Source organism: Bradyrhizobium sp. IC3123, assembly GCF_020193625.1.
Lineage (GTDB): Bacteria > Pseudomonadota > Alphaproteobacteria > Rhizobiales > Xanthobacteraceae > Bradyrhizobium > Bradyrhizobium yuanmingense.
Genome location: NZ_JADYVF010000001.1, coordinates 356,438 through 368,299, shown reverse-complemented (window position 1 = coordinate 368,299; position 11,862 = coordinate 356,438). Strand labels below are relative to the sequence as shown.

The 11,862-nt window shown below is 63.3% G+C and carries 13 protein-coding genes; 3 read left to right on the top strand and 10 right to left on the bottom strand.

Features of this window, described 5'->3' with window-relative positions:
• Positions 1–117: 117 nt before the first annotated feature.
• From rplL to I6F20_RS01885, 10 genes are all read right to left on the bottom strand, one after another.
• Entirely contained in the window at positions 118–498 is a 381-nt protein-coding gene (rplL, locus tag I6F20_RS01930; RefSeq protein WP_036027614.1) for a 50S ribosomal protein L7/L12, read from the bottom strand.
• Positions 499–552: 54 nt separating this feature from the next.
• Complete coding sequence (rplJ, locus tag I6F20_RS01925; protein ID WP_036010998.1) at positions 553–1,071, bottom strand: 50S ribosomal protein L10; 519 nt, start codon at positions 1,069–1,071, stop codon at positions 553–555.
• A gap of 582 nt (positions 1,072–1,653) precedes the next feature.
• Positions 1,654–2,607, bottom strand: coding sequence for a 2-hydroxyacid dehydrogenase (locus I6F20_RS01920; RefSeq protein ID WP_225124893.1), 954 nt, complete (start codon positions 2,605–2,607; stop codon positions 1,654–1,656).
• 90 nt (positions 2,608–2,697) lie between these two features.
• The gene (gene rplA / locus I6F20_RS01915; RefSeq protein WP_025037003.1) at positions 2,698–3,390 is read right to left on the bottom strand and encodes a 50S ribosomal protein L1; all 693 of its coding nucleotides are present in this window, start codon (positions 3,388–3,390) and stop codon (positions 2,698–2,700) included.
• Between the two features lie 6 nt (positions 3,391–3,396).
• Positions 3,397–3,825 (bottom strand): 50S ribosomal protein L11, encoded by a 429-nt coding sequence (rplK, locus tag I6F20_RS01910; protein WP_011088164.1) that lies wholly within the window; start codon positions 3,823–3,825, stop codon positions 3,397–3,399.
• Between the two features lie 129 nt (positions 3,826–3,954).
• The gene (gene nusG / locus I6F20_RS01905; RefSeq protein ID WP_018647229.1) at positions 3,955–4,509 is read right to left on the bottom strand and encodes a transcription termination/antitermination protein NusG; all 555 of its coding nucleotides are present in this window, start codon (positions 4,507–4,509) and stop codon (positions 3,955–3,957) included.
• Entirely contained in the window at positions 4,509–4,700 is a 192-nt protein-coding gene (gene secE, locus I6F20_RS01900; RefSeq protein WP_036010992.1) for a preprotein translocase subunit SecE, read from the bottom strand. Before secE ends, nusG begins: the two co-directional genes overlap by 1 nt.
• A gap of 327 nt (positions 4,701–5,027) precedes the next feature.
• A complete protein-coding gene (locus I6F20_RS01895) occupies positions 5,028–6,296 on the bottom strand; it encodes a class I SAM-dependent methyltransferase (protein ID WP_225124891.1) in 1,269 nt (422 codons plus the stop codon).
• A gap of 82 nt (positions 6,297–6,378) precedes the next feature.
• A complete protein-coding gene (locus I6F20_RS01890) occupies positions 6,379–7,395 on the bottom strand; it encodes a lysylphosphatidylglycerol synthase transmembrane domain-containing protein (protein WP_057029628.1) in 1,017 nt (338 codons plus the stop codon).
• Positions 7,396–7,407: 12 nt separating this feature from the next.
• Positions 7,408–7,995 (bottom strand): SIS domain-containing protein, encoded by a 588-nt coding sequence (locus I6F20_RS01885; protein ID WP_225124889.1) that lies wholly within the window; start codon positions 7,993–7,995, stop codon positions 7,408–7,410.
• Between the two features lie 166 nt (positions 7,996–8,161).
• Here I6F20_RS01885 and I6F20_RS01880 point away from each other — a divergent pair, with 166 nt between their 5' ends.
• The 3 genes from I6F20_RS01880 to I6F20_RS01870 all read left to right on the top strand — a co-directional run bounded on the left by I6F20_RS01880 (position 8,162) and on the right by I6F20_RS01870 (position 11,860).
• Entirely contained in the window at positions 8,162–9,178 is a 1,017-nt protein-coding gene (locus I6F20_RS01880; protein WP_036041505.1) for an SDR family oxidoreductase, read from the top strand.
• A gap of 87 nt (positions 9,179–9,265) precedes the next feature.
• Positions 9,266–10,831 (top strand): PfkB family carbohydrate kinase, encoded by a 1,566-nt coding sequence (locus I6F20_RS01875; RefSeq protein WP_050991860.1) that lies wholly within the window; start codon positions 9,266–9,268, stop codon positions 10,829–10,831.
• A gap of 27 nt (positions 10,832–10,858) precedes the next feature.
• Positions 10,859–11,860, top strand: a complete 1,002-nt coding sequence (locus I6F20_RS01870) for an NAD-dependent epimerase/dehydratase family protein (protein ID WP_036010979.1) — start codon at positions 10,859–10,861, stop codon at positions 11,858–11,860.
• Positions 11,861–11,862 lie beyond the last annotated feature (2 nt).

The following is an 11,862-nucleotide window of genomic DNA, read 5'->3' as shown; positions in this document are numbered from 1 at the left end:
GGCCTGCGTCGGATCGTTCCGTCGCACGCCTTTTGCATTCCGGTCCACCCTCTCGAAGGGGGACCAGGATCCCGGGCAGAGCCGTTGCCCGCCCGGGATCCCGCCAGTAAGCAGTGCTTACTTGAGCTCGACCTTGGCGCCAGCCTTCTCGAGCTGGGCCTTGATCTTGTCGGCTTCGTCCTTGTTCACGCCTTCCTTCAGCGGCTTCGGAGCACCCTCGACGAGGTCCTTTGCTTCCTTCAGGCCGAGACCGGTGATGGCGCGGACTTCCTTGATGACCTCGATCTTCTTGTCGCCGGCGCTGGCGAGAACGACCGTGAACTCGGTCTTCTCTTCCGCCGGAGCGGCAGCACCGCCGCCGCCAGCGGCCGGGCCGGCCACGGCGACAGCCGCGGCAGCCGAAACGCCCCACTTCTCTTCGAGGAGCTTCGCGAGTTCGGCAGCTTCGAGCACGGTCAGGCTCGAGAGGTCGTCAACGATCTTCTGCAGGTCAGCCATTGTTCAGTTTCCTTAACTGTAAGTCTGGTTCGGGTTTGAGTTTTGCGAAGGGCGTCAGGCCGCTTCGCCCTTTGAGGCATGAGCCTGGATGACGCGCGCGAGCTTGCCCGCGGGCGCGTTGGCGAGCTGGGCCAGCTTGGTCGCCGGGGCCACGATGAGGCCGACGATCTTGCCGCGCAGTTCGTCAAGCGACGGCAGCGAGGCAAGCGCCTTCACGCCGTCGACATTCAGGACGGTCTTCCCCATCGATCCGCCGACGATGACGAACTTTTCGTTCGCCTTGGCGAATTCGATGGCGACCTTTGGCGCCGCTACCGGATCGTTCGAAGTCGCGATCACGGTCGGCCCCTTCAGCATGGGGCCGATGGCAACGACGTCAGTGCCTTCAAGAGCAATTTTGGCGAGACGGTTCTTCGAGACCTTCACCGCGGCACCCGCCTGCTTCATCTGCTGGCGCAGCTTCTGCATCTGGGCGACGGTGAGGCCGGAATATTGAGCAACGATCGCGACGCTCGTGGTCTTGAAGACCTCGTTGAGCTGTTCGACCGCTTCTTTTTTTGCCGCTCGTTCCACAGCAAGCTCTCTCCGGTTGGCGGTCATCGCGAGAAGCGGGACCGCCGGGTTGCACCCATCGTCCCGCCCAAACCTGAACCTCCGGGTCAAAAACCCATCGGACACGCCGGGCAAGACGACATTCAAAGCCTGCCCTCCGGGAGCCCAAGGGCCCACGGCGTGTCGAGGTCCGAACCAGACCCGTTTCGCAAAACCAGCCCTTAAAGCTGGATGCGAAGTGAAATCCGGTCTTCACCCGTCTATGCAGGCAATGCGATTAAGCCGTTGAGGAATCGAGATTCCCCGCGGGCGCCTGCAGTCTTGGACAGGACGAGGTCAGCCGGCGAACCGCCCGACCTCTGCCCGCATCCCTGCCAAAAGACGGATCTTCCTTCCTTTTCGGGCAAATCCTCACGGACGTCCTGAAAAGGAATGATCTCCTGTCGTGTCGGGTTTTCGGAATGCGTGCACGAACGCGCCAGCCGAGGCCGGCACGTCCGGAGGCGGTTCTTTAACCGCTCGGAGCCTGCTTGCCAAGAGCAAAATTCACACCAGTTCCAATCGATTGGCGGTTGGCCTTGAGATGGCCCAACAAGGGCCGATTCAGGCCGATTTGATCCGGTACGGCAGCGTTTTGCCCTCGAAGAATGCGGTCAGGTTGGCCAGCACGCAGTTCTGCATGGCGACGTGCGAATCCAGGGTGTGGCCGCCGATATGCGGGGCGAACACCACGTTGGGGAGTTCGGTCAGGGCGTCAGGCGCGTGCGGTTCCTTCTCGAAGACGTCGAGGCCCGCCCCCGCGATGGTCTTGTCGGTGAGCGCCGCGACCAGGGCCTTCTCGTCGATGACGGAGCCGCGGGAGATGTTGACGACGTAGCCCTCCGCCCCGAGGCGCCTGAGGATATCGGCGTTGACGGCATGTTGGGTCTCGGCCCCTGCCCGCACCGCGATCATCAGGACGCTGCACCAATCGGCGAGCGCCTCCAGGGTCTGAAAGTACTGATAGGGCAGATCATACCGGGTGCGGCTGAAATAGCCGACCTCGCTCTCGAAAGCAGCACAGCGCGCGGCGATCTTGCGGCCGATCTCACCCATGCCGTAGATGCCGATGCGGCGGCCGGGCATGCCGGTCTGGGGACGCATCATTGGCGACTGTTTCGAGGCCGCCCAATCGCCGCTGCGGACATATTGGTCGGCCACCAAAATCCGCCGCGTCGTCGCCAGCATCAAGGTCATCGCGATGTCGGCGACAGAAGCCGCGTTGGCACCTGGGCTGTGACCGACCGCGATGTTCCGGCTGGCCGCCGCCTTCAAGTCGACGCCATCATAGCCAGTCCCATAGCAGACGATGGCGCCGAGCTTCGGAAACAGGTCCATCGCCTCCGCACCGAGTGGCGAGCCGCCAGCAGTCAGCAGTGCGCGGATGCCGCCCAGCTCCTCCGCCGGAAACACCTCCCGCACGGGCTTGCCGCCGGTGTCGAGCAGCTCGAACCGCTCGGCGAAGCGCGCCATCATCGACTTGGGAAAGCGCGAGTAGATCAGGACCTTGTCAGCCATTGTTGTTGTTTCCGAAGAGCGCCGCCACAAACGACGAGGGGCGGAATCGGTCGCCCGATCCCGCCCCTCGCCTCATGCAATTTCCAAACCTCAGCCGAGAATGGTGCCCGGCTCGACCTTCACGCCCGGGCCCATCGTCGAGGACACTGCAACGCGCTGGATGTAAGTGCCCTTGGAACCGGCCGGCTTCGCCTTGGAGACCGCGTCAGCCAGAGCCTTGATGTTCTCGACCAGCTTCTCCTCGGAGAACGAGGCCTTGCCGACGCCGGCCTGCAGGATGCCGGCCTTCTCGACGCGGAACTCGACCGAGCCGCCCTTGGCGCCCTTCACCGCACCGGTGACGTCCATGGTCACGGTACCGATCTTCGGGTTCGGCATCAGGCCGCGCGGGCCGAGCACCTTACCGAGGCGGCCGACCAGCGGCATCATGTCGGGGGTGGCGATACAGCGGTCGAAATCGATCGTGCCGTTCTGCACCTTCTCGACCAGGTCCTCGGCGCCGACCACGTCGGCACCGGCGGCCTTGGCTTCATCGGCCTTGGCGCCGCGGGCGAACACGCCGACGCGGAGCGTACGGCCGGTGCCGTTTGGCAGGGTCACGACACCGCGGACCATCTGGTCGGCGTGGCGCGGATCGACGCCGAGATTGATCGCGACCTCGATGGTCTCGTCGAACTTCGCTTTCGCGCGTTCCTTGACCATCTTGATGGCGTCCGCGAGCGGGTAAAGCTTTTCGCGGTCAATGCCTTCGCGGGCTTTGTTCAAACGCTTTCCGATTGCCATGGCCGCTTACCCCGCAACTTCCAGACCCATCGAACGGGCCGAGCCCTCGACCATCTTCATGGCCGATTCGATGGTGTCGCAATTCAAGTCCTTCATCTTCTTCTCGGCGATCTCGCGCACCTGCGCCTTGGTCACCTTGCCGGCCTTGTCGCGGCCCGGCGCCTTCGAGCCGGACTGGATTTTTGCAGCCTGCTTGAGGAAGTAGGACATCGGCGGCGTCTTCATCTCGAAGGTGAAGGAACGGTCCGCATAGATGGTGATGATCACCGGGATCGGGGTGTTCTTCTCTTCCTTCTGGGTCTGGGCGTTGAACGCCTTGCAGAACTCCATGATGTTGAGACCGCGCTGACCGAGCGCGGGACCGATCGGGGGCGAGGGATTCGCCGCGCCGGCCGGGACCTGAAGCTTCAGGTATCCGGTCACTTTCTTTGCCATGTATCACTCCTGTTGTGCCGGCAGGACCGGCGGTTTCAGGTTCGTGGTCTGGGTCGGATGCGGCTGGCAACCGCCCCTCCCTCCCACGGCCTCTTGTTGCGCGAGACCGAAGCCTCCCGCGTTACCCGATCAGACCTTCTCGACCTGACCGAATTCCAGCTCGACCGGCGTCGCGCGGCCGAAGATCGACACGGCGACCTTCACGCGCGAGCGCGCCTCATCGATCTCCTCGACCACACCCGAGAACGAGGCGAACGGGCCGTCGGCCACGCGCACGTTCTCGCCGATCTCGAACGACACCGACGCCTTCGGCCGTTCCACGCCCTCCTGCACCTGGTGCAGGATGCGCATGGCCTCGGCTTCCGAGATCGGCATCGGCTTGTTCTCGGCGCCGAGGAAGCCCGTGACCTTCGGCGTGTTCTTGATCAGATGGAACGCCTCGTCGGTCAGCTTCATCTTCACCAGCACGTAGCCGGGGAAGAACTTGCGCTCGGCGTCGATCTTGCGGCCGCGGCGCACTTCCGTGACCTTCTCGGTCGGAACCAGCACCAGCTCGAACAGCTCCTCGAGCCCGCGCTGCTTGGCCTGCTCGCGGATCGATTCGGCGACCTTCTTCTCGAAGTTCGAATAGGCGTGGACGATGTACCAGCGCTTGTCGGACACTTGAGCGGTTGCTGTTGCCATCATTGAATGCCCAGGAGGAAGGTGACGAGGTAGCGAATGATCAGGTCGGCGGCGAAGAAGAAGATCGAAGCCACCGCGACCATGACGAACACCATGATGGTGGTGATCGTGGTCTCACGGCGGGTCGGCCAGGTGACCTTGGCAGTCTCCGAGCGCACTTCCTGCAAGAACTTGAACGGGCTGACTGCCATCGCTTGAGGTCCAGCGTCCGTCGACAGACGCAAATGAATTTCAGGGATCCGAACAGCCGCCGTTGGCCCAGCCCTCTGTCTCGAAGGATGAGCCGGAAACCGGGCTCGATTGTTCGGGGATTTCAAGGCCGCGCCGGAAATCCGCGTCTAACGGGCCGGCTGCGAGTGCCGGGTATCTACTGCGGATGCGGCCAAAGGTCAAGGTAGAGAGAGTTCGCCCGGGCAGGCCGCCCTCCCCCCGAGGGTCGTGCAGAGGCCATGTGGATCAAGGACTTGTCGACCGCCCGGAACGCGCCATCCCATCCCCGGCAAGGCTATCGGGAGCCGTCAGTCGGCCCGGTCGACCATGGAAATCCCCGGCAGCGGCACCACGAACTTCCCGCCTTCGGCGAAATAGCGGGCGTGCTTGGCCCGGATCGGGTCGACATAGCGCCAGGCGAAGACCACGACGAACGCGGGTTTGCGCTCGTAGAGAGCGGCAGGCGGCAGGATCGGGATGTCATAGCCGGGGCCCGCCATCACCTTCCCCTTGTTGGGATCGTCGTCCACCAGGAAGTCGATCTTGTTCTCCAGGCCGAACTGCGGCAGCAGCGTCGTGGTGCCCACCGAGACGCCATAGCCGGCGACCAGCTCACCGCGCGCATGGGCGGCATCTGCCATCGCGACCAATTCGTCACGGATGGCGGCGATCCTCTTCACGTACGGCACATAATAGGCCGGCTGATCGACGCCGAGCCGGTCTTCCTCGGCAACGAAACGCGCGACCTCGGCCGACGGTTTCTTGGCGCCGCCGGCGCGCTGCACGGTCACGCGGATCGAACCGCCCTTGGTCCAGATGTGCTGGACGTCGATCAGCTCCATGCCCAGCCGGGCGAAGAAACGGATCAGCGGCTTGATGTTAAAATACGACAGATGCTCGTGATAGACGGTATCGAGCAGGTTTTTCTCGGTGACGTCGACGCCGTATTGCGTTTCGAAGACGAACAATCCGTCCGGCGCGAGCACGTCGCGAACCCCGATCACCAGCGGATCCAGATTGTCGACATTGGCGATCATGTTGTTGGCGATCACGACGCTCGCCGCGCCATGGCTCTGCAGGATGCGGCGACCGACGACATCGGTGAAGAAATCGCCGATGGTCTCGATGCCCGCCTCCGTGGCGCGCCGCGCGATGTCGACGGCGGGATCAACACCCAGCACCCGCATCCCCCGCTCCTTGAAGAAGCCGAGCAGCGATCCGTCATTGCTGCCGAGCTCGACCACCAGCGAACCCGGCGCAATGCCGAAACGGCTGACGACGTCGCCGGCATAGGTAGCGAAATGCTCGCGCAGGCCGAGCGAGAGCGAGGTGGTATAGACATAGTTTCGGTACTGGATCTCCGGATTGCCGACATGGAGAATCTGGAGGTGGCCGCAGTCCCGGCACAGATGCAGCGCCATCGGCACCGCAGCGCGGAACACGGGATCGTCGACGCTGGCGTTCGGCACCTGGAAGTTCGGCGTGCCGATCGGCATGCCTGCCATCGGGACGACCAGCTCTTGCTTGTCGGAATGACAGAGGCGGCAAGTATTGCGGACGTAGAACAGGTTTTTCATCGTGCAACCGAAGAATGAGATACGCGCGCGAGTGGAATAATCCCACCCTGTGAAGACCAGATCGGCAACGGGCTCAAGCGGGTCATGGGTGGCTCGAGGCCTCGTTGCCCAGCCCGTAGCCGGGCGCGTCCTCCGCTGCCTTGGCCACCTTGTCGGCCGAATACGAGCCGCGCTCCGGACTTGCCAGCCAGATTACGCCACCGACGAGCCCGATGATCACGCTAATGGCGCCCAGCAGGAGCGATACCGACAGCGCCTGCTCGGACGACACACCCGCCAGACCCAGGCAGGCGACCATCGCTCCCTCGCGAACGCCCCAGCCGCTGATCGAGATGGGGACCGCCGTCAACAGCACCACCGGCGGAATCAGAATGCCGGCGTCGAGGACAGAGAGCTGCGCTCCGACGCCGCGCGCCAAGGTGTAGCAGGCCGCAGCGGTGACGAGATGGATGAGGAGCGCCGATCCGAACAGCAGCGCACGGCGCTCGGACTGCAGGAGCAAAAACCTGACCAGCGTTCCGAACCGCACGAAGCTCGCGATCGCGGGAAGCGCAATGAAGCGTTTCGGCAGACGGTCGAGCGTCAACAGGACCAGCGTGCCGGCGACGCCGGCCACCGTCAGTCCGCCGATCGCCAGGATCGCAGCGTGATTCGACACGCGCGACAACAGAAACGGCAATCCGGCCACCATCAGCACGACCAGTCCGATCAATGCCGTGAAGCGGTCGGCTGCAACGCCCTTGACCGCCTCCGGCCACTGCACGCTGCGTTGACGCAGCAGCCAGATCCGCACCGCGTCACCGCCGACCGATGACGGCAACACCTGATTGAACCAGAGGCTGGTCATCAGTATCCGCCAGCCGGCGAGCCAATCCAGCGACACGCCGAGCGCGCGCATGATCAGCTCCCACCGGCCGTTGAGCACGAAGGTCTGGACGAAGATCAGCGCAAGCGCGACGACGAACAGGACCGGATCGACCGAGACGAGATGGTCGCGCAGCTGGCGCAGGTCGAGACCGCGCGCGATGTAGACCAGCACGGCGATCGACAGCAGCAGCTTCACCGAAAACAGGGCCGCATGCTTGAATCGCGACTGCATCGGATGCCCGCCTCAGGACGCCGGATATTCCGCACGACCGATGACGAGGTCGATTGCGGCCATCATCCAGAACTGGTGCGTGGTCTCGACAATGTTGTAGCTGCGGCTGTCGACCCAGAAATTGACGTCGCCGAGATTGCGCAGCGGATTGTCCGCGTTCATGCCCGACAACGTGATCACGTCGAGCTTCATCTTGCGCGCCTGCGTGACCGCGTTGAGGATGTTCTTCGAACGCCCCGACGAGCTGATCGCGACGAGGCAATCGCCGGCGCGCGCATTCAGCCGCACGGCGTGCGCGATCCAGTCCTCGAACCCGTAATCGTTGGCAAGGCACGACATCATGCTCGCATCGCTGAAGCAGAGAGCGGGCACCGACGCATTCTTCGCCAGATCGATCGCCAAATGCGAAGCGATGCCGGCCGACCCGCCGTTGCCGATGAAGATGACGCGACCGCCCTGCTTGCGCGTGCGTAACCAGGACGCGCGCGTCGCGGAGATCCTCGCAAAAATACCGTCGTCGACCGCCGTCGCGCGATGCAGGCGCCCCACGTAATCGTCGAGGAAAGCCTTGTGGTCGGGATCGACGGATTCGGCAGGCATGGGCTGACGGCTCGATTGCAACATTACCGGGTGATACCGGCTATTACCAAGGATTGCAAAGGTATAATACTTGCAAAGTTTGCGGGCGGCTGATAGTCGGCTTTTCGGGTTTCACTCAACATTGGCGAGCCTATTTCGCTGGGCATTCGCGTCACGGATGTTCCCTATGAAATGCATTGTTACTGGCGGCGCCGGGTTCATTGGAAGTCACCTCGTCGATCGCCTGCTCGATGACGGCCATGAGGTCATTGCGCTCGATAATTTCGTGATCGGACGCGCTGAAAACCTCGCCGCACGCGCCGGTTCGAGCCAGTTGAAGGTCGTGCGGGCGGACGTCACCGATCTGGACGCGATCAAACCGTATTTCCACGGGGTGGATTGGGTCTTCCATCTCGCCGCGCTGGCGGACATCGTACCCTCGATCGAATCGCCGATCCCCTATCATCGCGCCAATGTCGACGGCACGGTCAACGTTCTCGAAGCGGCGCGGCACGCGGGCGCCAGCCGCTTCATCTATGCGGCTTCCTCCTCCTGCTACGGCATTCCGGATGTCTATCCCACGCCGGAGAGTTCCGAGATCCGGCCGATGTATCCCTACGCGCTCACCAAGAATCTCGGTGAGCAATGCGTCATGCACTGGTGCCAGGTCTACAAGCTGCCCGCCGTGGCGCTGCGCCTGTTCAACGTGTTCGGACCGCGCCATCGCACCACCGGCACCTACGGCGCCGTGTTCGGCGTGTTCATGGCACAGAAGCTGGCGGGCAAGCCCTTCACGGTGGTCGGCGACGGCGAGCAGACGCGCGACTTCACCTTCGTCAGCGACGTCGCCGATGCCTTCGTGACCGCCGCGCGCTCCGACGTCTCGCACGAGATCTTCAATGTCGGCTCGGACAACACCTACAGCGTGAACCGCCTGGTCGAGCTCCTCGGCGGCGACAAGGTCCACATTCCCAAGCGCCCGGGCGAGCCCGATTGCACCTACGCCGACATCAGCAAGATCAAGCGGGTCCTGAAATGGGCGCCGAAGGTGAAGTTCGAGGACGGCGTTGCGACGATGTTGAGGTCGATGGACCAGTACAAGGACGCTCCGCTCTGGACGGTGGACAAGATCGCCGACGCCACCAAGGACTGGTTCAAATATCTCGGTGACGACAAGGTCACCCCGCAGAAGGCAAGCCGTTGAGCAGATTCGTTCACCCCCCAATTTTGCCGCCAGCCGATCACGTCCGGGCCGGCCAACTGAGACCGACCGGCGCCTTGGGTCATTCACATGGGTAATGCTGCGACAGACAGGCCGGCCGGCCATCCGGCACCGCACGAGAAGATCAAGACGATCGAGGAGCTCGGCGAGATTGCGCGCGCCGCGCAGGCTGAGGGCCTGACGGTTGCGCTCTGCCACGGCGTGTTCGATCTGGTGCATCTCGGTCACGTCCGGCACATCCTGGCAGCCCGCAACGAGGCCGACGTCGTCGTGGTGACCATCACCGCGGACCGTTACGTCAACAAGGGCCCGGGACGGCCGATCTTTCCGGAGAACATGCGCGCCGAGATGCTGGCCGCGCTCGGCACGGTCGACTGGGTCGGCATCAATCAGACCTCCAGCGCCGAGCCGGTCCTCGATACCGTGCGCCCTGACATCTACGTGAAGGGCTCGGACTACGAGAATCCCGAGGATGACGTGACCGGCAAGATCGCAGTGGAGCGCGAGGCGGTCGAGCGTCACGGCGGGCGCATCGTCTTCACGCGGGACGTGACGTTCAGCTCGTCGTCGCTGCTGAACCGTTATTTCGACATCTACGATCCGCCGCTGCGCGACTACCTCCAGAAGGTGCGCGATGGCGGCGGCGCCGAACGCCTGCTGAAGCTGATCGACAAGATCCAGGACATGCACGTCGTGCTGGTCGGCGACACCATCATCGACGAATACCAATACGTCACGGCGCTCGGGAAGGCCTCCAAGGAGAACATCGTCGCGACCCTGCTCAAGAACGGCGAGCAGTTTGCCGGCGGCGTCATTGCCGCGGCCAATCACGTCGCGAGCTTCTGCAAGTCGGTCGAGATCGTCACGACGCTGGGTGGCAACGACTACCCCGAAGAGTTCATTCGGGCGCATGTCCGCCCGAACGTAAAGCTCACGCCGATCCGCGTTCAGGGCCGTCCGACCACCCGCAAGCTGCGGTACGTCGAGATGGGCTATCTGCACAAGCTGTTCGAAGTCTACACGATGGACGATACGCCGCTCGACGAGGCCGCGCGCACGGAGATCGATCGCGTCACCGCCGAGCGCGTCCGCGGGGCCGACGTCGTCATCGTCACCGATTTCGGACACGGCATGATCGCATCCAGCACGATCGACGCCTTGATCGCGAATTCCAAGTTCCTGGCCGTCAACGCCCAGAGCAACAGCGGCAACCACGGCTACAACCTGATCACAAAGTATCCGCGGGCCGACTACATCTGCATCGACGCACCGGAAGCGCGCCTGGCCGCCACCGACAAGTTCAACGACATCGCATCGGTGATCGAGGGCGGCCTGCATCGCAAGATCGATTGCGACAACATGATCATCACGCACGGCTCCTTCGGCTGCTACCCCTTCTCGTCGAAGACCGGTGTTGCGCGCGTCCCTGCTTTCACCAAGACCGTCGTCGACACCGTCGGTGCGGGCGATGCCTTCCTGACAATCACGGCGCCGCTGGTGGCGGCCGGCGGCAACATCGAGGACGTCGCCTTCATTGGCAATGCGGCGGGCGCGATCAAGGTCGGCATCGTCGGTCACCGCAACTCGGTCGAGAAGGCGCCGCTGGTCAAGTTCGTCACCGCGTTGTTGAAGTAGCGCGATCGAAGAATCCGGAGAACGACAGTGATTGATCGGAAATGGAATGTGATGGTCACCGGTGGCGCCGGCTACGTCGGCAGCGTGCTGGTTCCGCAATTGCTTGCCGCGGGCCACAAGGTCACTGTGCTCGACTTGTTCATGTATGGCGAGGACGTCTTCGACGCCGTTCGTGACAATCCGAACCTCCGCCTGATCAAGGGCGACATCCGCGATGAGGCCGCGGTCAACGAGGCCCTGCGCGGCAACAACGCGGTGATCCACCTCGCCTGCATCTCCAACGATCCCTCGTTCGAGCTGGACCCGGCACTCGGCAAGTCCATCAACTACGACTGCTTCCGTCCGATGGTACGCGCCGCGAAGAAGGCGGGTATCAAGCGCTTCATCTACGCCTCCTCCTCGAGCGTCTACGGCATCAAGGATGAGGCCGAGGTGACCGAGGAGCTGTCCTGCGAGCCGCTCACCGACTACTCCAAGTTCAAGGCGATGTGCGAGACCGATCTTGCCGACGAGGCCGCGTCCGGCTTCGTCACCTGCACGGTTCGCCCCGCCACCGTCTGCGGCTACGCTCCGCGGCAGCGGCTCGACGTCGTCGTCAACATCCTGACCAATCTGGCCGTCAACACCGGCCGCATCCGCGTGTTCGGCGGAACGCAGAAGCGGCCCAATCTGCACATCCAGGACATGACGGCGGCCTATCTGTTCCTGCTGCAGCAGGATGATGCGAAGATCGACGGCAAGACCTACAACATCGGCTACGAAAACCACTCGCTGATGAAGATCGCCGACATCGTCAAATCGGTGGTCGGCAACAATGTCGACGTGGCCGTCGAGCCGACCGACGATCTCCGTTCCTACCACGTGTCGTCGGAGAAGATCCGCCGCGAGCTCGGCTTTGCGCCGACGCACACGATCGAGCAGGCCGTGTCAGGGCTCGTGGACGCCTTCAGGGCGGGCCGCCTGCCGAACTCACTCAACGATCCCAGGTATTTCAACATCAAGATGATGCAGAACATCAGCCTGAAGTGAGC

Excerpts from the sequence above, each read along its gene's own strand:
- rplL (WP_036027614.1), bottom strand. The coding sequence starts at position 498 with ATGGCTGACCTGCAGAAGATCGTTGACGACCTCTCGAGCCTGACCGTG.
- I6F20_RS01920 (WP_225124893.1), bottom strand. The coding sequence starts at position 2,607 with ATGGCTGACAAGGTCCTGATCTACTCGCGCTTTCCCAAGTCGATGATG.
- rplA (WP_025037003.1), bottom strand. The coding sequence starts at position 3,390 with ATGGCAATCGGAAAGCGTTTGAACAAAGCCCGCGAAGGCATTGACCGC.
- rplK (WP_011088164.1), bottom strand. The coding sequence starts at position 3,825 with ATGGCAAAGAAAGTGACCGGATACCTGAAGCTTCAGGTCCCGGCCGGC.
- nusG (WP_018647229.1), bottom strand. The coding sequence starts at position 4,509 with ATGGCAACAGCAACCGCTCAAGTGTCCGACAAGCGCTGGTACATCGTC.
- secE (WP_036010992.1), bottom strand. The coding sequence starts at position 4,700 with ATGGCAGTCAGCCCGTTCAAGTTCTTGCAGGAAGTGCGCTCGGAGACT.
- I6F20_RS01895 (WP_225124891.1), bottom strand. The coding sequence starts at position 6,296 with ATGAAAAACCTGTTCTACGTCCGCAATACTTGCCGCCTCTGTCATTCC.
- I6F20_RS01890 (WP_057029628.1), bottom strand. The coding sequence starts at position 7,395 with ATGCAGTCGCGATTCAAGCATGCGGCCCTGTTTTCGGTGAAGCTGCTG.
- I6F20_RS01885 (WP_225124889.1), bottom strand. The coding sequence starts at position 7,995 with ATGCCTGCCGAATCCGTCGATCCCGACCACAAGGCTTTCCTCGACGAT.
- I6F20_RS01880 (WP_036041505.1), top strand. The coding sequence starts at position 8,162 with ATGAAATGCATTGTTACTGGCGGCGCCGGGTTCATTGGAAGTCACCTC.
- I6F20_RS01875 (WP_050991860.1), top strand. The coding sequence starts at position 9,266 with ATGGGTAATGCTGCGACAGACAGGCCGGCCGGCCATCCGGCACCGCAC.